The organism is Pseudomonas sp. RC4D1 (assembly GCF_018390395.1).
GTDB classification, from domain to species: Bacteria; Pseudomonadota; Gammaproteobacteria; order Pseudomonadales; family Pseudomonadaceae; genus Aquipseudomonas; species Aquipseudomonas danubii.
In genome coordinates this window covers 2,494,531-2,515,160 of the sequence record NZ_JAHBAW010000001.1, presented here as the reverse complement: position 1 = coordinate 2,515,160, position 20,630 = coordinate 2,494,531, and the positions used below count along the sequence as shown (strand labels likewise).

The following is a 20,630-nucleotide window of genomic DNA, read 5'->3' as shown; positions in this document are numbered from 1 at the left end:
AAGGCCGCGCTCCCAAGAGCGCGGCCTTTTTCGTTGCAGCGTTACGAAATCAGACTTCGTCCAGTTCCGCTTCTGCTTCGGGTTCCACGTTCAGCGTCGCCTTGACCTGATCGTGACGACGGATGAACTTCCAGTCCGCCTCGTCGATGTAGATGCCGTTCGGTCCGCTGCCGCCTTCCAGGTCGATGGCGACCTGGGCCGACACCTGCGGCTTCACACTGGCCAGGATCGGCACGAAGCCCAGCTGCAGGCTGGTTTCCAGCAGCGCCGCCTGGTTGCGTTCGTCGATGTCCGCTGCCTCGTCGAGGTAATAGGGCAGACGAATGCGTCCGGCCTGGTCGCGGTCCATCAAGTGCAGCAACAGGTACATGTTGGTCAGCGCCTTGATGGTCATGGTGGTGCCGTTGGACGCCGCGCCATCGATGTCGGTGTGGATCACCGGCTGGCCGTTGACCTTGGTGATCTCGAACGCAAGCTCGAACAAGTCCTTCAGGCCCAACTGGTTGTGGTTGGCTGCTACCAACCGCGCCAGGTACTCCTTGGCCTCTTCGTTCTTGTTGTCCTGCTCGGCGCTCTGGCTCAGGTCGAACACCGACAGGGTCTCGCCTTCCTCGTACTGGCCGGCGCTGTGGATGATCTGGTCGATGTGCTTGAGGGCTTCCTTGTTCGGCGCCAGGACGATGCGGAAGCTCTGCAGGTTGGACACCTGGCGTTTGTTGATCTCGCGGTTGAACAGCGCCAGCTGGTGTTCCAGGCTGTCGTAGTCACTGCGGATATTGCGCAGGGTCCGGGCGATATCGGTCACCGCGGCGCGGCGTGCCTTGCCCAGGGTCAAGGCTTCGTCAGTGCGGTGCGCATAGGCGTTGATCAGCAACTGCAGGCGGCGCTCGACGTCATCCTCGCTGTCGAACTTGGCCACGCCCTTGAGGCGTACCTGGGCATACAGCGCCTCGATCTGCCCGTCGACCCGTTGCAGGCCCTGCCAGCTGTCCTGGTAGTCATTGAGCAGTGGCAGCAGGTTGTCCATGGAGTCGTCCACCGGGTCCATGAACGGCGTGCCGAACGGCAGGTCTGCCGGCAGCAACTGACGGCGACGCAGGGCGTCATCCAGAGTGCGCTGCTTGGCTTCCATGTCGGCGATCTGCCGGCCCACCAGTTGCAACTTGGCCGACAGTTGCTGGACGCGTTCGGTGAAGGCATCACTGGAACGCTTGAGTTCGTCCTGGGCCGCTTCCATCTGCGCCAGCTGCTCCAGCTTCTCGCCTTCCTCGGCGCTCAGGGTCTGGGCACGGCGGAAGTCTTCCAGGGCCTTCTGCGCATCCAGTACCTGCTGGTACAGGACTTCGGTCTGGGTCTTGCTCGCGGCGCGGTCGGCAGCCACGGCAGCCTGGGTCTTGAGCTGCTTGAGTTCTTTTTCCAGACGCTCTTTCTGATCCCGCAGGGCGGCGCGGTCGGCCAGGGCCTGCAGGGCTGGCGGCTCGATGTGGGAGATGTCGATGGTCAACCCTGGCACTTCGAAACGCTCGCCCTTGAAGCCATCGAGGATCAGCTCCACCGACTTCACCCACTCGCCGTTGTCGTCCAGGGCGATGCCGTGCTCGCCCAGGGGCAGGCTGAACAGCGCGCTGTTGAACAGGCGCATCAGGCGCTCCACGTCCTGCTGGGAGAACTCCTCGCGCAGGCGGGCATAGCTGTTGTTGTCAGCGTGATCGAGTTGCTGCTTGACCGACTTCAGGCGCTTTTCCAGATCCCGCAGGCGTTCTTCCAAATCTTCAGCCGAGAACTGCCGGGACTGGGCCAGGGCGCCGGCCAGTTCATCGTGGGCATCCTTGGCTGCCAGCAGTTGCTGTTCCAGGACCTTGACGTCATCCACCAGGGCGAAGCGGTGCTTGAGCACCGACAGCTCGCCGAGCCAACGCTGGGTGCCGGTGATTTCCCGTTCCAGGCGCATCATTTCCTGGGTGCTGCTGCGTTGGTCGTTTTGCAGCGCGTCCTGCTCATTACGGTAGTGCTCGGCCTGGATGGTCAGCTCTTCCTTGCGCGCGCCGGCGTAGTCCGACCACGTACCCAGCAGCGAATCCAGCAGGGGCGACAGGCGATGCAGCTTGCCCCGCAGAATGTCCCGCTGCTTCACGCCGTTGGCCAGGGCTTCCACCAGAGGGCCCGCGGCCACCAGGGAGTTGTAGTCCTGCTCCATGCGCCGCACATCGCGGAAGGCTTCGTCGCAGGCGGCGATGTAGTCGACGCTGCCGGAGCGCAGGCTGTGCTCGAAGGCATCGAGGAACAGCTGCTTGAGCTTGGCTGCGGTGATCTCGCGCATGTGCAGCAGGTTGATGAACAGCGCGCGGAAGGTCTTCAGGCTCTGCTCGCTGGTCGAGCGCAGCGGGATCAGGGTCAGGTCCAGTGGAATTGAGGTGTGGCCGCCTACCAGCAGGCGCCGCAGTTCATCCGGCTTGAGTTCATAGGCCTTCAGGCCCTGGCGTTCCAGGTTGGTGAACAACTCTTTCTGCCGCAGGCAGGTGTCGTCCTTCTGGTAATGCGCCAGGTCCAGCTGGCCGGCGTAGGCGAAGAACTGGTGGCCGAAACCGCCGCCCGGGCCGCGCCCGACCACGCCAATCACATGAGGGCCGTGGGGCAGCGAGACTTCCACCAGGATGTAACTGGTGTCCGAGGCGAAGTAGAAGCGCCGGGATTGTTCCAGGCTGTACTTGCCGAAGCTCATGTCCGACATACGCGCCAGGATCGGGAATTGCAGGGCGTTGATCGACGCCGATTTGCCCAGGTTGTTGGCCCCGTAGACCGACAGCGGCTCTTCCAGGGGGAACAGGCCCAAGCTGTAGCCGGCGGTGTTCAGTAGGGCAAAGCGGCGGATGCCGTAGCGTTCCTTGCTCATGCGTCGAGCTCCTGTTCTTCGGCGATGGCCCGGGCCAGCGCGTCTTCTTCACTTTCTTCGGACTCGTCGAATTCGCTCAGGTCCAGCGGGTCATCGGTCTGCAGCAGTTTCTCGTCGCTGTCGTTGTCCACCAGCACCGGGGTCGGCAACGGCAGCACGCTGTGCAGGCTGGCGGCCAGGTCGCGGTCCTGCTGCACCGACAGGCAAACGTCGAGGAAGCGGTGCATTGGCGGCAGGAAGCGGTAGATCCCCGGTTCCTCGGCGGCAAAACCCAGCTGGGTCATGCGGCGCATGATTTTCTCTTCCAGCTCTTCCTGGGTCTGTACTTCGGCCTGGATGAACAGGTCGCGGTATTTCTCCAGCAAGGACGGCAGTTCGTCACGGCCGAGGCTGCCGCCATCGAGCACGGCAATCGGGTCGCGGCCCTGGTCGGCCAGATGCTCCACCAGGATGAAAGTGAACAGCGCCAGGCGCTGGGCGGTCTTGTTCACCTGGGCGGCGGCGTTGTCGGGGACAAAGTAGTAGAAGCCGCGGGTGTCGCACACCAGTTCGAAGCCCAGGGCCTTGAACAGCGTGCGGTACTGGTCCTGGAAGTTCGACAATTGCGCGTACAGCTCCGGGTCGCGGCGGCTGACGTGGTAACCCTTGAACAGCTCGCGGAAGATCGGCGCCAGCTGGGACAGTTCGGAAAGATCAAGATGCATGGGCGTTGCTCGCAGAATGCTCGGCGGTGTCATCGCGGGCCGAGAGCAGGGCGAAGGAGCGCAGGCTGACCTGGTGCTCCTGGGTGTGGTAGTCGCGGCGTTCTAGGCGCTCGCGCTTGAAGCGTTTTTCCCGGGACAGGCGGGAGAACCAGTACAGCAATTCGTCGGTGGCGCCATCCGGCTCCTGGTCCAGCAGCCAGCTCATCAGGTCCGGCATCGGCAGGGCGTCTTCGCAGCGCTCGAGCATTTCCCGAACCGTGCGCGGCGCCTTGGGGGCCAGGCCCTTGTGGGTCTTGTGGGCCTTGGGGAAACGCGCCGGCTTGGGCTCGAAGCGGGCCAGGGCGTAGACATAGGCTTCCACCTGGCCGGAGCTGCCGAGGAAGGTGCTCTGCGGACGGGTGAACATCGGCATCGCCGCCTGGGGCACCGCGTCGATGCCCTTGCGGCGGATGGCCGCCAGGGCCAGGGCGGCGCCGCGGGTCACGGCGTTGTGGCGGCGGGCTTCCTCACGCAACGGCAGCAGCAGCTCCCGGGCGTGACGCAGGGTCAACTGGGCGCTGGTCTGCATTTCCAGGATGCGCGCGTGGGTGCGCAACAGCATGTCGTCGTCCACCAGATGGCCCAGGCGCTGTTGCTCGGTGAGCAGGCGCAGCAGGACGTTCTCCACCTTGCGCACGCCCTGTTCGAAGGCGCCGTCGGCGTTCACCAACTGAATCATCGGCTCGACGTATTCGTCCCAGGTGGCCAGCACCTCAGCGTAGCGCTGGCGCAGGGGAATCTGCCGGTCGCTGGTCTTGGCCCGCTCGGCCACGGCCACCAGGGCCTGTTCGTCGTTGGCGAGCTTCTTCAGGACATCGCGCACGCGCATGTCCAGCAGCCGCAACTGGCGCGCCAGGTCGTTGCCGTCGCGCACATCGAAGGCGTCCTGGATGTAACCGGCCAGGCGCTCCAGGTGACGCAGGTAGGCTTCGATCTCCAGGCACAGGCCCAGGCGGTGTTCACGGCGCAGGTAGGCGAGGAAGTCGTGGATCTGCGCATTGAGCTCGAAACGGTTCGGGCTTTTCGCCACCGGGACCAGGATGTCCAGGCGTATCCATACGTCCAGCAGGTGGGTGATGTCCTGGGGCGTACTGTCCAGTTGTTGGGCAGACAGCTGTGAACGCAGTTCGGCAAGACTCAGGGTGCCTTGGTCGAAGTGCTCGCACAGCGGCTCCAGAAGTGCCCAGTGTTCGGCGAGGGCGCGCAAGACGCGCTTGGGTTCGATCATCGGAATGGCCGGCTGGTTGGCAATGAAAAGCGGCGATTGTACTGCATCAGGGGGCCGACGATTCACCCCCAGGTCCAGGTATGAGACGGACTGTCGCTTTTGCGCGCAATCAACAGCAGGCGATCTTTGGCGAAGGACGGTAGAATCCCCCACCTCAGTTATCCACAAGTGGCCGACCTTTGCTTATCGAGTCCCGTCGTCGCGCTTATCTGTCCGCCATGCAGGTGGTCAGTTGGCTGCCGCGCAGCGAATTGCCCTTTGCCGCCCCTTCGCGTCCTGAATTGCTGGCCTTGCCGGAACCTGAGGTGCAGGCGCCGCCTGCCCCTGTGGTCGAGGCCAAGGCCCCGGCGGCGGCTGCAAGGACCGTCGAGCGGCCGAAGATCGAGGTGCCGCGTCCTTCCACCACGCCTGCAAAGTCAGCCAGCAAGCCAGTGGCCGAGGGCGAAGAAGCCCCGGCTCCGGTGGTCAAGGCGCCGGTGGTTCCTCCGCCGCGCTTTGCCCTGCAGCTGTTGCGGGCCGGCCGTTGCCTGCTGCTGGTGGAGTTACCCACAGGCGAAGCCTTCCAGAGCCGCGACCCGGCCTACTTGCTGCTCAAGGACATGCTGCGCGCCGCCGGCCTGCCGGACAGCCCGCAGATCCTCGCCGAGCCGGTGCGCTGGCCGATGCTGACCCGGGGCAACCTCGACCAAGGGCCGGAAGCCGCCCGGGACTTCGTCCAGGCCTTTGTCGGCGTGCGAATCGAAGAAGAGCCCTGCGTCTGCCTGTGGCTGATCGGTCTGCCGGCCGTACGTTTCGCCGGGGAAGCCAACGCTGAATCCTACAACCGTGAACTGCAGGTCGAAGGCCTGGGTTCGGCCTGGGCCTTGCCCGGCCTGGAACTATTAATGGAAGAGCCACAGCGTAAGGCTGATGTCTGGCAAGCCATGCGTCGATTGATGACGCGCTGGAAAAGCACTGATGAGCACAATGACCAATGAGTGACGCGTTGACCTTCCGCCTGGCTACCGAGGCGGACCTGGATGCCATCCTGAAAATCGAATATGCCGCGTTCAGCCACCCCTGGACCCGGGGCATTTTCATGGATGCCTTCAAGTCCTACGAAGTCTGGCTGATGTTCGAAGGCAGTCAGCAGGTGGGCCACGGGGTGATCCAGGTGATCATTGACGAGGCGCATTTGCTGAATATCACCGTCAAGCCGGAAAGCCAGGGCCGCGGCCTGGGCCTGCGGCTGCTGGAAGAACTGATGAAGCGCGCCTACCAAAAGGACGCGCGCGAATGCTTCCTCGAAGTGCGTTCCAGCAACCAGACCGCTTATCGGCTTTACGAGCGTTATGGCTTCAATGAAGTCGGGCGCCGCCGCGACTATTACCCGGCGGTGGGTGGTCGCGAAGACGCCCTGGTGATGGCCTGCACCCTGGTCGACTGAGCCTTCAACCAGCACGCAGGCAGCTGTAGGAGCTGGCTTGCCAGCGAAGACGCCATTCGCGGCGATGTATGGCTTGAGGGCCTCTTCGCCGGCAAGCCGGTTCCTACGGGAGAGGGCGTCATTAAATGTGGCGCCGAGCTCAGGGTTTGCCGTCCAGCGGGTCGCGACGTGCCAGTTCGGCTTCATCCAGACCACTGCCACCCCCAATGTCCGTGGCATCGACAATACTCAGATCCCAGTCCGCCGGTTTATCGGTGCCGATTTCCCGGGCAGAACGGGCCCCATCCTCGCGGATCAGGGTTTCCGGGCTCAGGTCGTCGTCGCTGGAGCCGTCGCTGGTGAGGCCGGTGCTGCTTAGGGCGCCGGGTTCGTCGTCATCGAAATGCAGTTCCTCCATGGACCCCATGCGATCCTGATCATCGTCGATCGGCTCGGGCTGGGGCGCGTTGAAGGGGCGTCGTGATTCGGTCATGGCGATTGCTCATACTTTTAGGGGCTTGCAGGGTGGACCCACAGCCCCGGTGAAGATTCCCCGGCAGGGATAACCGGTATCTGCCGTTATTGGCGTGACCTCGACAGGCACTCGTCTGTCAAAGCTGCGCATCATTCTTGAGGCTTCACAGCATGAACGAACTACAAGATCTGATTGATAACAACGCGCGTTGGGCCGAAGCGATCAAGCAGGAAGATCCGGAATTCTTCTCCAAGCTGGCCCGCCAGCAGACTCCGGAGTACCTGTGGATCGGCTGCTCGGACGCCCGGGTGCCAGCCAACGAGATCGTCGGCATGTTGCCGGGCGACCTGTTTGTGCACCGTAACGTGGCCAACGTCGTGCTGCACACCGACCTCAATTGCCTGTCGGTGATCCAGTACGCGGTGGATGTACTCAAGGTCAAACACATCCTGGTCACCGGCCACTATGGTTGCGGCGGCGTGCGCGCCTCGATGCAGGATCGCCAGTTTGGCCTGATCGATGGCTGGCTGCGTTCGATCCGTGACCTGTACTACGAGCACCGCGAGGCGCTGGCACAACTGGCCACGGAAGAAGAACAAGTCGACCGCCTGTGCGAACTGAACGTGATCCAGCAAGTGGCCAACGTCGGCCATACCAGCATCGTGCAGAACGCTTGGCATCGCGGGCAGAGCCTGTCGATCCACGGTTGCATCTACGGGATCAAGGACGGTCGCTGGAAGAGCCTGGACACGACCATCAGCGGTTTCGAACAACTGCCACCGCAATATCGCCTGCGTCCCCTCGGCGCCGTCTGAATGCGGGCTGGGGGGGGCGGGGGGGGGGGGGCGGCCCCCGCGGGGCGGGGGACGGGGGGGGCGCCCGGGGGGTGGGGGGGCCGGGGGGCGGGCGCACCTGCAAGGCCGAAGATGGGCTCAGAGACGCCGCTGGCGCTTGAGCTGGGGAATGGTGGTGGCGGGAATCTCCAGGCGCTGCAACTGGTACTGGGTATGGGCCGCCAGGGCCGCCAGGGTCGGCTGGCTGAACAGCAGCCGGGCATCGGCATGCAGGCCCTCCTGGCGCATGCGCGCCACCAGGCTGACCGCCAGCAGGGAGTGCCCGCCCAGTTCGAAGAAATGGTCATGGCGCCCCACCCGCTCGACCTGCAGCACCTCGGCCCAGAGCCGCGCCAGGGTCGTTTCCAGCTCGCCCTGGGGCGCCTCGAACTCGCGGCTCAGCACCGCGTCCACCCCGGGTTCCGGCAATGCCTTGCGGTCCAGCTTGCCGTTGGCGCTCAGGGGCAGCGATGCCAGCCGCACATAGGCGGCCGGCACCATGTACTCCGGCAACTGCTCCAGGACATGGGCCCGCAGTGCCTCGATACCCGGCGGCGCCTGATCCGGGTGCAGGCTGAAATAGGCCACCAGGCGCTCATCGCGCATCAGCACCGCCACCTCGCGCAGGGCCGGGTGTTGCGCCAGCCGTGCCTCGATCTCCCCCAGTTCCAGGCGCAGCCCGCGCAGCTTGACCTGGAAGTCGTTACGACCGAGGAACTCCAGGTCGCCGTCGGCGTTGTAGCGCACCAGATCGCCGCTGCGGTACAGGCGGTCACCGGCCACGAAGGGGCTGTCGATAAAGCGCTCGGCCTGCAACTGCGGCAAGCCCAGGTAGCCCCGGGCCACGCCGACGCCGCCAATATGCAACTGGCCACTGACCCCCAGGGGCACCGGCTGGTCATGGGCATCGAGCACATACAGCCGGGTATTGGTAATGGCCCGGCCGATGGGCAACTGCACCGGCGGTACAGGGGCCCCGGGTTCCAGGGTCCAGGCACTGCTGTCCACCGTGGCCTCGGTGGGACCGTAGACGTTGTGCAACCGGGCCTTGGGCAGGCGCCGCTGGAACAGCCGGGCGATGGCCTCGGTAAGCTCGCCACCACCGCAGAAGACGTCGGTCAGGCTGTGGCACTGTCCGCTCTCCTCCAGTTGCAGGAACTGCAGGAGCATCGCCGGCACGAACTTGATCATGGTCACCTGCTGCGCTTGCACCAGCTGCGCCAGGTAGCCCGGATCACGCTGGCCGTCGGGCCGCGCCAGGAGCAGGCGCATGCCGCTGACCAGGGGCCAGAACAGCTCCCACACCGAGCCGTCGAAACTGAACGGGGCCTTTTGCAGCAAGGTGCCGCCCGGGCATGCCCCACACAGTCGCGAACTCCAGTGCATCAGGTTGCCCAGGCCACGGTGTTCCACCATCACCCCCTTGGGGTTGCCGGTGGAGCCCGAGGTGTAGATCACATAGGCCAGGTGCCTGACCCCGAGCCCCGGCACCACAGGGTCATCCTGGCCCGGGTGCTGCCAGTGGTCGCGGTCGAAATCGATCAGCGGCACGGCCTGGGCCTGCAGCAGCGCCCGGGTGGGCTGGTGCACCAGCACGGCCAGTGGCTGGCTGTCATTGATCAGGAAGCTCAACCGCTCCGGCGGGTACTCCGGGTCCAGGGGCACATAGGCGCCACCGGCCTTGAGGATGCCCAGCAGGCCGATGAGCATTTCCAGGCCGCGCTCCACGCACAGCCCGACCCGCACGTCCGGCCCCACCCCTTGCTCGCGCAAGTGATGGGCCAGCTGATTGGCCCGCTGGTTGAGCTGGGCGTAGCTCAGGCATTGCTCGCCGGCCTGCAGGGCAATCGCCTGGGGCGTGCGGCGGACCTGGGCTTCGAACAGCCCGTGCAGGGTCAGCTCGCTGGGGTAGTCGGACGCGGTGGCGTTGAACGCCAGCATCTGCTGCCGATACTCCGCCGCCGGCAGGACGGACAGGCTCTGCAGCAAGGTCTGCGGTGCCTGTTCCAAGGCCTGGACCAGCCCCTCCAGGGCGCAGCTCAGGTAGTCCAGCAGGCGCTGCGCGCCGATCCGCCGGGGCGCCCGGGCTCCCAGGCGAAAGCCCGGTTCCAGGTCGTCCACCGCCAGCATCAAGGGGTAGCTGAGCACTTCTTCGCTGCTCAGCCATTGCGCCCCTGGCACCCCCTGCAACAGGGCCTGGGCGTCGGCGGCGACGTTGTGCCGGTAGTTGAGCAAGGCATTGAACAGCGGCGTCGGCGCCGCCACGCCGCTGCAACGCTGAGCCAGGGACAGGGGCCCCTGCTCATGGGCCAGCAGCGCGCTGAGGCGTTCCTGGGTCTGGCGCAACCCGGCCGCCACCGTCAGCCCCGCCAGTTCCAGACGCAGCGGCAAGGTGTTGATGAACATGCCCAGGGCCCGGTCCGCTCCCGCACCGGCCTGCAAGCGACCCAGCAGCACCGTGCCGAACAGCAGGTCCTCGCGGCCGCTGGAGCGTCCCAGCACCAGGCCCCAGGCCAGGTGGAACAGGCTGGCGGCACTGACCCCGAACTGCCGCACCTGATGACGCAGGCGCAGGCTCAAGTCGTGATCCAGCAGAGCACTGGCATGCTGCTGATCCACCGGCTCGCCCGCACGCTCCTGCCACTCGAAGGCCAGGGTCGGCTGGTCCACCGAGGCCAGGTATTCACGGAAGAACGCAGCATGGGAGGCCTGCCCCAACCGCGTGCGGGCCACGTAGTCACGGTAGGCAAAGGCTGGCGCCAGTGGCTGTTGCCGGCCGTTCATGTGGGCGGCGATTTCCGCCATCAGCAAGGCCGTGGACGTGGCATCGTTGACCAGATGATGAAAGCGCAGCAGCGCGAGCCAGCGCTGGTTCGGCCGGTCCTCGGCCCAGGCCAGGGCCAGCAGCGGTGCCTGGCGGATATCCAGCGGGTTGTGCCGCGGGTGGTAATGCTCGCGCAACTGCTCCGCCAGCGAGCCGCCCTCGGCCGTCGGCTGCCACTGCTCCACCGGCAACCGGGCCTGGCGCCAGACCACCTGCAGCGGCTGCTCTGTCGCCTCCCAGACCAGGCTGGTGCGCAGAATGTCATGGCGCTCGATCACCGCCTGCAAGGCCTGGGCGAAGGCGTCCAGGTCCTCGCGACGGGAAAAGGCCAGCAGCGCGTGCTGCTGGTACGGGTCATGCGCGGCAAAGGTCATGTGGTGGTAGAGCAAGCCCTCCTGCAGCGGCGCCAGGGGATAGATGTCCTGCACGTTGCTCACGCCGCCGGGAACCGTGGCCAGTACCCGGTCGATGCTCTCCTGGTCCAGGTCCACCAGGGTCAGCATCTGCGGGGTGATGTGCCGGCAATCGGCAGGTATGCCATTGGCCGGGATTTCCACGTCCTGCCGGCCCTCCACCGCCGCCGCCAGGCTGGCCAGGGTCGGCTGGCCGAACAGCACCCGCACATCGGCATGCAGCCCCTGCTCCTGCATGCGCTGGATCAGTTCCAGGGCCAGCAACGAATGGCCGCCCAGTTCAAAGAAATGGTCGTGGCGGCCCACCTGTTGCACCTGCAGCACCTGGGCCCAGAGCTGGGCCAGGGTGGTTTCCAGTGGGCCCTGGGGGGCCTGGTACTCGCGGCTGACCAGGGCCTCGGGCCCGGGGGCGGGCAAGGCCTGGCGGTCCAGCTTGCCGTTGGCGGTGAGGGGCAATGCCTCGAGCCGTACATAGGCCACGGGCACCAGGGCGTCGGGCAACTGCCGGCGCAGGAAGTCCCGCAGATCACTGATCGGCACGGCCTCGCGGGCGGTGAACCAGGCCACCAACTGGCCGTCCCGGGCCTGGACCAGCACCTCCTGCAGCGCGGGATGGGCGCCCAGGCGGGTTTCGATTTCTCCCAGCTCGACGCGCTGGCCACGGATCTTCACCTGATCGTCATTGCGCCCCAGGTACTCCAGGCGGCCGTCCTCCAGCCAGCGAGCCAGATCGCCGGTGCGGTACATGCGCGCACCGGGCCGGTCGCTAAAGGGATCGTCGAGGAAACGCTCGGCCGTCAGCTCGTCACGATTGAGGTAGCCCCGGGCCACCCCGTGGCCACCGATATAGAGTTCGCCGGCAATGCCAATGGGCAGCGGGCGTTGTCGCTCATCCAGCAGATAGACCTGGGTATTGGCGATGGGCCGGCCGATATGCAGCGGCTGCCCGGCCTCGATGCTCCCGGAGGTGGCCACCACCGTGGCTTCGGTGGGGCCGTAGTTGTTGATCAGGGCAAAGCGCTGTGCCTCGGGTAACTGGCGCAGGCGATCGCCACCGATCAACAGGGTGCGCAGGGTCGGATGACCGAGCCGCTGGCTCAAGGCGTACTCGGCCACCGGCGTGGGCAGGAAGCTCACCTGCAGCGGCTGGGCCCGCCACCAGGCGAGCAACCCATTGAGGTCTTCGGGGCCGTCACTGGCCGGGGCCAGGTGCAGGGTCGCCCCGGCGCACAGGGCCGGCCAGACTTCCCAGGCCATGGCATCGAAACCGAAGCCGGCCAGGCAGGAGGTGTGGCTGCCGGCCTGCAGCTCGAAGGCCCGGCAATGCCAGTCCACCAGGGCGGACAGGCTCTGGTGCTCCACCATCACGCCCTTGGGCAAACCGCTGGAGCCGGAGGTGTAGATCACGTAGGCCAGGTGCTGCGCCGTCAGCCCGGGCACCTGAGGACCGGGCGCCGAGCCTGACTGCCACTGCTGATCGTCCAGCTCGATCAGCGGCACCGCGAGGCTCGGCAGGCGCTCGCGCAAACCGGCCTGGGTCAGCAGCGCCACCGGCCCGCAGTCCTCCAGCAGGTAGGCCAGTCGCTCAGGGGGATACGCCGGGTCCAGCGGCACGTAACAAGCGCCGGCCTTGAGGATCGCCAGCAGGCCGACCAGGGTCTCCAGGCTGCGCCGGGCCAGGATCGCCACCCGCTGATCGGGACCGACCCCAAGCCCTTGCAGGTGCAGGGCCAGGGCATTGGCCCGGCGGTTGAGCTGGTCGTAGCTCAGCTGCTGGCCCTGGGCAACCAGGGCCACGGCGCCCGGAGTGCGCTGGGCCCAGGCCTCGACCCGCTTGTGGATGCGCTGCTCGGCAGCCAGCGGCTGGCGGGTGGCGTTCCACCCTTGCAAACGCGCGCCCTGCTCTGCGCTCAGCAGCGAAAACTGCTGCACCGGCAAGGCCACGTTTGCCAACCCCTGCTCCAGCACATGGATCAGGCAAGCGGCCAGGGCCTCGATCTCATGGGGCTGGAAATACCCCGTGTCGTAGACGTAATGCATCCAGGCGTTGTCGTCGAAACGGTTGCTGCGCAGGTGAATGGCCAGGGGCGTCGGCTCGTGGCGATTGGAGACTTTCACCGACGAGGCCACGGCATCGCCGTAGCGGTATTGCAGGTCCTCCAGTTCATAGGACAGGGTCAGTTCGAACAATTGCCCGCGGTCTTCACGCAGCAGGCCGAGGGCGCGATTGAGCTCGCTCAGGGGAAAGCGCTGATGGCGATAATCCTGCTTGAGCACGTCCCGCACCGCCGCCACCAGTGCCTCGAAACTCAGCTCGCGGCCGAAGTCCATGTGCACCGCACTGACCTGGGTGAAACAGCCCAGGGTCACCTTGAAGGCGGCGTTGGGCCGGTTCAGCACCGGCATGCCCAGGACCCACTGGTCGCGCTGGCCGGTGCGGGCGAAATACACATGCAAGGCCGCCAGCAGCACGTGGAAGGCCGAAGCCCCGATGCTTGTGCCCAGGGCTTTCATCCGCTCATGCAGGGCCGCGGGAAAGGCCTGCACCAGGGTCGCCCCGGGCGTCCCGGCTTCCTGGCCCGGACGATGGCGCGGGCGCAGCAGCGGCTCCGGCAGGCTCTGGTACTTGGCCAGCCAGTAGTCGCGGTCCCGGGCATAACGGCTGGACTGCTGGTAGCGCGCGTCGTCCTCGATGAAATCGACAAAGGACGGTGCGCCAGGGCCGGGTTGTTCGCCCCGCGCCAAAGCGCTGTAGAGGCTACCCAAGGACTGGGACAACTGGGCAAAGCCCCAACCGTCGAGGATCAGGTGATGGGCCTCGGCTTGCATCAGGTGATGCTCGGGGCTCAGGCGAAACAGCGAGAAACGGCACAGGCGTTCGCCACTGAGTTTGAACGGCTGCTGCATCTGCCAGTGAATCCGCGCCAGGGCAGTGGCCAGCGGGTCGGCCTCGGCGGACAGGTCGTGAAATACCAACTGCACCGGCCAGTCGCGGTCGAAGTACTGCAACGGCAAGCCGTCGCTGCTGCCCTCCAGGGACAGCACCGTGCGCAGCACATCATGCTTGCGCACCAGCGCCTCCACCGTGCGCTGCATCAGCTCGGGCTGGAACGGTCCCTTGAGGTCGGCATAGCCGCCGATGTTGTACAGCGGCGAGTCACCGCGGCTCAGTTGATCGAGCCAGATATCCCGTTGCCCGGTGGTCAGCGGCAAGCCTTGGGCCTGCTCCGCCCCGGCGCTCATGCCATCACCGGCGCTGAACGTCCAGCAGGCAGCGCACCGTGGATGACAAGGGTGATTGGCGCGACCAGATCGGCCACGGCAAAGGCAGAAAAACGCATCATAAGATCCTTCTCATGTGATGGGCCCGGGCACCAGCGTCCGCGGATTTAAGCATCGGCCCCACACCCTGTATGTCACCCGAAACCCGGACATTCCTGGGCCCTGTCGGAGCAGGCTCAAGGCCTTGAGAACGGCTCTGGCAGGCCGCCAGGCAAGCCCCCGGGCAGGCACCATCAACGCCGGGACGCTGCTGCGGATCGGCTGAAATAGCTGTAGGACATTGACCACCCGTACATGAGGCTCCTGGCCTCGCCTGCCTTGCCGCCAAGGCCTGATGAGCCTGTGCCGGCAGCGCCTTGCACAACCGCGAGGACGAACGCCAGCGGGGATTGCGCGCCTGTTGCCGGCCCACGGGGACAGCCCGGCAGCGCTCTGATGCGGCCTGCGTGTCCCGGTTTACCCCTACAGACGCGAAGTAAATTCTTAGGCTTAAATCAGATTTTTCCGACCAAATCAGGTACATGAACACTGTGCTGCGGGCCACCGTGGCGACCGCGTTTCGATCAGCGATTTGTCTCGATCAAGGATGATAAGGATATGGGTCTGACCAGCAGTATCGCCAACATGGAAACTCCACCCTTCTACTTCGAACTGGGGCAGTTGATCTCCAGTACCGGCCATTGCGGATTCGCCAGGGACATGCTGCAACTGGTGGACAAGCTGGTGCCGGTCAGCCAACTGCTGCTCAGTGAGTGGACCCTCGACGAACGCCAGGCCAGCTCCCTGGCAATCACCTTGCTGGGGCGGGCCGGGCTGCAGGAGGACCTGCCTCTGCCGGAGCCCCCGCGACGCCATGATCCGCTGCTGCACAAGATGCTGGAAATGGACGACTCGCTGCTGATTCAGATGAATGCCCAGGCCCAGGGCGGAACATCACGCCACACCCCGCACCAATGCCATCTGGTCTCGCGCAAAGCCAACCGCCGCTGTGTCATCGCCCTCTACCGCGAACCCTCCCAGGGCGGTTTTTCCCTGGCCGAACTGTCCTTTCTCAAGAGCCTGTCGGCGACCCTGCTGCCGCTGTTGGAGCGCCATGCCCAACTGCACCGGCAACAGGCCCTGAAGAACCTGCGCAGCTGGAGCAGCCGCCCCCTGGATGCGCGTCAGCAGACGCCCCTGCAACGGGAGTTCGACGAGCGCCTGTCCCTGGGGGACATCAGCCTTTCGGCACGGGAAAAAGAAGTCTGCCTGGGGCTGTTGACCGGAGGCACGGTGCCGGAAATGGCCCAGCGCCTGAGCGTCAAGAACAGCTCCATCGAAACCTACCTCAAGCGTGCCGCCGCCAAGCTCGGGGTCAGTGGCCGCCACGGCCTGGCCAAGTGGATGGTCGGCGCCTGAGGCGCGCTTGCTGCGCCCCTGTCGTCCACCTTCAGGATGTCCTTGTCACGAGGCTGATATGCGTACCTCCCCTTCGATCCTGGCGGCCCTGGCCCTGGCCCTCGGCGGCTGCTCGCTGATCCCGGACTACCAACGCCCAGCGCCGCCGGTTGCTGCCCATTACCCTCAAGGCCTGGCCTACGCCTCGGCCGCCGGCACCGCGGGAGCCGACTGGTCCGGCCTGTTCCAGGACCCCTTGCTGCAACAGTTGATCCACAGTGCCCTGGACAACAACCGCGACCTGCGGGTGGCGGCGCTGAACGTCGCGGCTTATCAGGCCCAGTACCGCATCCAGCGCGCCGACCTGCTGCCGGCGGTGTCGGCCAATGTCAACGGCAAGCGCCAGCGGCTGCCCGAGCAGATGACCGGTGGCAAGGCGCTGATCAATTCCAGCTATGGGGCGAACCTGGGCATCAGCGCCTACGAGCTGGATTTCTTCGGCCGCATCCGCAGCCTCAGCCAACAGGCGTTGATGACCTACCTGTCCAGCGAGCAAGCCCGGCGCAGCGCGCAGTTGAGCCTGGTGGCCAATGTCGCCAGTGCCTACCTGACCTGGTGCGCCGACCAGGAACTGCTGGAGCTGACCCGCAAGACCCTGGCCGCGGATGAGCAGAGCCTGCGTTTGACCGCCCGCAACGGCCATGCCGGGAAGATCTCGGCCCTGGACGTGGCCCAGGCCCGCACCCGCGTCGACAGCGCCCGGGCCAACCTGGCCCGCTACCAGCGCCAGGTGGCCCAGGACCTGAACAACCTGACCCTGTTGGTGGGGGCGCCCCTCCCCGCCGACCTGCCCCAGCGCAGGCTGGCCGAAGGCATGTTGGCCCAGGTGCCCGCGGGCCTGCCTTCGAGCCTGTTGCAGCGACGCCCGGACATTCTCCAGGCCGAGTACCAACTGCAGGCCGCCAACGCCAACATCGGCGCGGCCCGAGCGGCGTTCTTCCCCAGCGTCAGCCTGACTGCCAATGCCGGCAGCTCCAGCAAGGAGCTTTCCGGGCTGTTCAAGGGAGGGGCTGGCGGCTGGACCTTTCAACCGCAGATCAACCTGCCGATCTTCAATGCCGGCAGCCTGCGCGCCAGCCTGGACTACGCCCGGCTGCAGAAGGACATCAGCGTCGCCCAGTATGAAAAGGCGATTCAGACCGCCTTCCAGGAAGTAGCCGACGGCCTGGCCGCTCGCCAGACCTATCAGCAGCAATTGATGGCCCAGGGCAATCTGGTGCAGGCCAGCCAGGACTACTACAACCTGGCCGAGCATCGCTATCGCATCGGCGTGGACAGCAACCTGGTGTTCCTCGATGCCCAACGCTCGCTGTTCAGCGCCCAGCAGGGCCTGATCAACGACCACCTGGCGCAGCTGCTGGCCGAGGTCGACCTGTACCGGGCCCTGGGGGGCGCCTGGAGCGCAGCACCGAGCCTGGCCGGCACCCAGGCACAACCCTGACGCGGTCCTCGGCTTGAGGTCCGAATTGAGATTCTAGGTTGGAGGGGGAAGTAGCGGCTAGCGGGGGATGTTGAACGCATCGAACCTGAAGTGCCGACCCGGCCAACCAAGGGCAGTAGGCAGAACACGGACCGGGCAGGCAGGTATTGCGATGTTGCAGCCCGCCCTGACCAGAAACCACCACTGGGCATGGAGCCTGTGGTGGCTGGCCGGGCGAACGGGGCAATTCTAAGCAGCGGTCCTGGCAACGTATGTAAGAAAATTCTTATTCCTGCATATCCTCAGTCGCGCAATCGACGGGGATAAAACCAGAATCTTCCAAGAATGCTCGGGACCGCCGCTGTCGCCCGCGGTCAACGGGTGCCCGGCACCAGATCAAGGATCTCCTCGATGCCCAGGCAACGGGGTTCCACCTCCAGGGTCCGGCCATGTTCGAGAATGCCCACCGCCACATCACGCATGGCCATGTAGGCACTGCGCAGCATGTGGTTGGCGTAGATCACCGCGTTGAAGCCGGCTCCTTCCAGCTCGTCGAAACTCAAGTGGGCATAACTGGTGGGTACGCAGATCAGCGGCACCCGCGGGCATTGGCGACGGAACTGCCGGGCGAATTCGAGAATCTCCAGGCCGTCCTTTTTCCGACTGTGGATCATGATCCCGTCGGCGCCGGCGGCGACATAGGCCAGGCAGCGCTCGATGGCGTCGTCCATGCCCTTGTCGAGGATCAGGCTTTCACAGCGCGCGATGATCAGCAGTTCTGCATGGCTGCGGCTGGCGCAGCCCACGCGGATCTTCTCGCAGAATTCCTCGATGCTGTCCTGGACCTGGCTCACGGCGGTACCGAACAGGGAGTTCTTCTTCAGCCCGCACTTGTCCTCGATGACCACCGCCGAGACCCCGGCCCGGTCCAGCATCTTCACGTGGATGGCGAAGTGCTCGGCCTTGCCCCCGGTGTCGCCGTCGAAAATCATCGGCAGCGAACAGACATCGAAGATCTCGCGAATGCCGTGCAGGCGGTTGCTGGGCGAGAGGATCTCGATGTCCGGTAGGCCCTTGTGGGTCGAGTCGGTCAGGGAACTGGACCAGATGGCGTCGTAACTCAGGCTGGGCCCGGGCCCGCGCTCCAGCCTGGATTGTTCGGCCAGCAGCGCCGAGATCGGGCTGTGGGCTTCAAGGACCCGCAGACAGCGCTTGCGGCGCAGCAACTGGCTGAGGTGGGTTCGGCGAATATCAGCGTCCTGCATGGGATTCACGCGCCTCTTGTGAGTAGGAACAGCGGGTTGGCTGCGGCGGCCAGGGCTCAGGGATGGGTCATGTCCAGGGCCACCACATAGCGGTCGAAATCCGCGGCCGAAACGTAGCCAAGCTGTTGCGCCACCTCCCGCAGGGACTTGCCCTCCTGGTGGGCGGTCTTGGCGATGATGGCCGCCTTGTCGTAGCCGATGTGCCGGTTGAGGGCGGTCACCAGCATCAGGTTCTTCTCGATGTTGGCCTCGATCCGCGCTCGGTTGGGCTCGATGCCCACTGCGCAATGGTCGTTGAAGGCGCGGCAGGATTCGGCCAGCAAGGTGATGCTTTCCAGCACGTTGTGCACCATCACCGGCTTGTAGACGTTGAGCTGGAAATTGCCCTGGCTGCCGGCGAAGGCCACGCTGGCGTCGTTGCCGAAGACCTGGGCACAGACCATGGTCAGCGCCTCGCACTGGGTCGGGTTGACCTTGCCCGGCATGATCGAAGAGCCCGGCTCGTTCTCGGGAATGTCGATCTCGCCGATGCCGCAGCGCGGGCCGCTGGCCAGCCAGCGCACGTCGTTGGCGATCTTCATCAGGGCCATGGCCAGAGTACGGATCGCCGCCGAGGTGTTGATCAGCGCGTCATGGGCCGACAGGGCGAAGAACTTGTTGGCGCAGGACTTGAAGGGGTAGCCGGTGAGCTCAGCGATGATTCGCGCGCACTCGTCGCCGAACTGCGGGTGGGAGTTGAGCCCGGTGCCCACCGCCGTGCCGCCGATGGCCAGGTCGTAGAGGCCGCCGAGGTTGAGTTCGATGGCCCCCAGGGCGTAGTCGATCTGTTCGACCCAGCCGCCGATTTCCTGGCCGAGGGTGATCGGGGTGGCGTCCTGCAGGTGGGTCCGGCCGACCTTGACCACGTCGCGATACTGCTGGGATTTTTCGAACAGGGTGTCTCGCAGAGTCGCCACCCCGGGCAGCAGGGTCTCGAAGATTTCCGTCACCACCACCATGTACATGGCCGTGGGAAAGGTGTCGTTGGACGACTGCCCACGGTTGACGTGGTCGTTGGGGTGGATGGGCTTCTTGCTGCCCAGCTCGCCGCCGAGCATCTCGATGGCCCGGTTGGCGATCACTTCGTTGGCGTTCATGTTGGACTGGGTGCCGGAGCCAGTCTGGAACACCACCAGCGGGAAGTGATCATCCAACTGCCCGCTGATGACTTCGTCCGCCGCCTTGACGATGGGCAGCGCGATGGCTTCAGGCAGTTCGCCAAGCTTGAGGTTGGCCAGGGCCGCGGCCTTTTTCAGGATGCCCATGGCACGGATCATCGGTGCGCCCCACTGGAAGCGCGAACGGCCGATGGGGAAGTTGAGGATCGAGCGCTCGGTCTGAGCCCCCCAGTACCTGTTGGACGGTACGGAAATGGAACCCATCGAGTCGGATTCAAGACGCATGTTCATGGTTCTCCAGTCTTTGCTATGCAGCACAGTCAGTCATGGGAGGCCGGGCCGTCGCCGCGCCCGGCACGGTTTGCAGGGGCCCTACGCCTTGAGCACGGAGGCCATTTTTTCCAGGTGCGCGCAGGCCCGCACCACGTACTCGTCGGAGAGCGCGGCGATGCGCCGGTAGTCGATCTGCTGGCCGGTGGCCTGGGTGTAGAGCTTCAGGGCGTCGGTGGCGTGGCGGAAATGCCGAGCCTCGACGGCGCCGCAATGGACGCTGAGGAAGCCGGCGATGCGGTTGGCCTCCCCCGCCGGATAACCGCAGGACTCGCGCAGCCAGTTCTTCCACAGCGGCGTCATCAGGTTGTATTCGCCGGTGTTGAACAGCTCGGTCAGGGCCATCATCTCCAGGGCTTCCACCAGGTTCGGCGCCAGGGGGCGTTTCTCCCCGACCCAGGTGGAGAACTCCTTGGTGATGGGGTTCAGGTACTTGTCCTGCAGGCGCCAGTTGTCGGAGCCGCAGATGGCCGAGGCCATGCGGTGGTACAGCTTGGAATGGTGGGGATGGCCGTGCATTTCGCCGAGGCCGACATCTTCGACGATGATCTCGCCGCAATGCCGGGCGGCCTCCAGCAGCTTGAGTTTGTTGTCGTCGCCGGGCAGGTCCGCGGACTCCTGCAACAGCCGCACGATGATGCTGGACACGGCGTGAGCCGCGCCATCAGGGCTGCGCCAGCCGCAGAAAAAGGTGCACAGCGAATCCTCGGACCAGCGGCTGGATGTCATGCGCTGATAGGTCTGGCAGTAGCCGTCCAGCTTGTCGGGATGGTTTTCAAAGCCGGTCAGCAGGGCCTCCACCAGATTCCGGTCTTCGACATCCACCAGGGCCTGGTGCACGTAGCCGATGAACGCTTTGCGGGAACTCTCCATGTTTCTCTCCTGTATTTATTGTTCACTTCACGGACAGCAAGACGAGCGACGC

The 20,630-nt window shown here is 65.4% G+C and carries 13 protein-coding genes; 5 read left to right on the top strand and 8 right to left on the bottom strand.

All coding sequences use genetic code 11. The annotated features are described in order from the left end of the window. Nucleotides 1-49 precede the first annotated feature (49 nt). From mksF to mksB, 3 genes are read right to left on the bottom strand one after another with little or no spacing between them, the layout of a single operon-like run. Entirely contained in the window at nucleotides 50-2,893 is a 2,844-nt protein-coding gene (gene mksF / locus KHO49_RS11590; protein WP_213665035.1) for an Mks condensin complex protein MksF, read from the bottom strand. Continuing rightward, nucleotides 2,890-3,597, bottom strand: a complete 708-nt coding sequence (gene mksE, locus KHO49_RS11585; protein ID WP_015637041.1) for an Mks condensin complex protein MksE — start codon at nucleotides 3,595-3,597, stop codon at nucleotides 2,890-2,892. Before mksE ends, mksF begins: the two co-directional genes overlap by 4 nt. Next, a complete protein-coding gene (gene mksB, locus KHO49_RS11580) occupies nucleotides 3,587-4,864 on the bottom strand; it encodes an Mks condensin complex protein MksB (RefSeq protein WP_180988442.1) in 1,278 nt (425 codons plus the stop codon). Before mksB ends, mksE begins: the two co-directional genes overlap by 11 nt. A 179-nt stretch (nucleotides 4,865-5,043) precedes the next feature. On the opposite strand from mksB, the gene KHO49_RS11575 reads away from it, so the two are divergent. Both KHO49_RS11575 and rimI read left to right on the top strand, forming a co-directional pair. After that, the gene (locus KHO49_RS11575) at nucleotides 5,044-5,841 is read left to right on the top strand and encodes an energy transducer TonB (RefSeq protein WP_110596293.1); all 798 of its coding nucleotides are present in this window, start codon (nucleotides 5,044-5,046) and stop codon (nucleotides 5,839-5,841) included. Next, nucleotides 5,838-6,290 carry a ribosomal protein S18-alanine N-acetyltransferase gene (gene rimI / locus KHO49_RS11570; RefSeq protein WP_047285456.1) on the top strand — a complete coding sequence of 151 codons (453 nt, stop codon included), beginning with the start codon at nucleotides 5,838-5,840 and terminating at the stop codon, nucleotides 6,288-6,290. The genes KHO49_RS11575 and rimI overlap by 4 nt, the downstream gene beginning before the upstream one ends. 139 nt (nucleotides 6,291-6,429) lie before the next feature. On the opposite strand, the gene KHO49_RS11565 is transcribed toward rimI, so the two are convergent. Continuing rightward, entirely contained in the window at nucleotides 6,430-6,762 is a 333-nt protein-coding gene (locus KHO49_RS11565; RefSeq protein ID WP_110652191.1) for a serine kinase/phosphatase, read from the bottom strand. Between the two features lie 152 nt (nucleotides 6,763-6,914). Between KHO49_RS11565 and can the strand changes: the two genes are divergently transcribed. Next, the gene (gene can, locus KHO49_RS11560) at nucleotides 6,915-7,559 is read left to right on the top strand and encodes a carbonate dehydratase (RefSeq protein WP_016963568.1); all 645 of its coding nucleotides are present in this window, start codon (nucleotides 6,915-6,917) and stop codon (nucleotides 7,557-7,559) included. Nucleotides 7,560-7,676: 117 nt separating this feature from the next. On the opposite strand, the gene KHO49_RS11555 is transcribed toward can, so the two are convergent. Next, complete coding sequence (locus KHO49_RS11555; RefSeq protein ID WP_213665034.1) at nucleotides 7,677-14,057, bottom strand: non-ribosomal peptide synthetase; 6,381 nt, start codon at nucleotides 14,055-14,057, stop codon at nucleotides 7,677-7,679. A gap of 636 nt (nucleotides 14,058-14,693) precedes the next feature. Here KHO49_RS11555 and KHO49_RS11550 point away from each other — a divergent pair. Next, complete coding sequence (locus KHO49_RS11550; RefSeq protein WP_102882419.1) at nucleotides 14,694-15,494, top strand: helix-turn-helix transcriptional regulator; 801 nt, start codon at nucleotides 14,694-14,696, stop codon at nucleotides 15,492-15,494. Nucleotides 15,495-15,552: 58 nt separating this feature from the next. Continuing rightward, nucleotides 15,553-16,974, top strand: a complete 1,422-nt coding sequence (locus tag KHO49_RS11545; protein ID WP_213665033.1) for an efflux transporter outer membrane subunit — start codon at nucleotides 15,553-15,555, stop codon at nucleotides 16,972-16,974. Between the two features lie 353 nt (nucleotides 16,975-17,327). Here KHO49_RS11545 and aepX read toward each other — a convergent pair whose 3' ends face one another. From aepX to KHO49_RS11530, 3 genes are all read right to left on the bottom strand, one after another. Further along, the gene (aepX, locus tag KHO49_RS11540) at nucleotides 17,328-18,218 is read right to left on the bottom strand and encodes a phosphoenolpyruvate mutase (RefSeq protein WP_110652615.1); all 891 of its coding nucleotides are present in this window, start codon (nucleotides 18,216-18,218) and stop codon (nucleotides 17,328-17,330) included. 56 nt (nucleotides 18,219-18,274) lie between these two features. Continuing rightward, the gene (fumC, locus tag KHO49_RS11535; RefSeq protein WP_110596843.1) at nucleotides 18,275-19,660 is read right to left on the bottom strand and encodes a class II fumarate hydratase; all 1,386 of its coding nucleotides are present in this window, start codon (nucleotides 19,658-19,660) and stop codon (nucleotides 18,275-18,277) included. A gap of 87 nt (nucleotides 19,661-19,747) precedes the next feature. Then, a complete protein-coding gene (locus KHO49_RS11530) occupies nucleotides 19,748-20,578 on the bottom strand; it encodes a hypothetical protein (RefSeq protein ID WP_102882422.1) in 831 nt (276 codons plus the stop codon). Nucleotides 20,579-20,630: the final 52 nt, after the last annotated feature.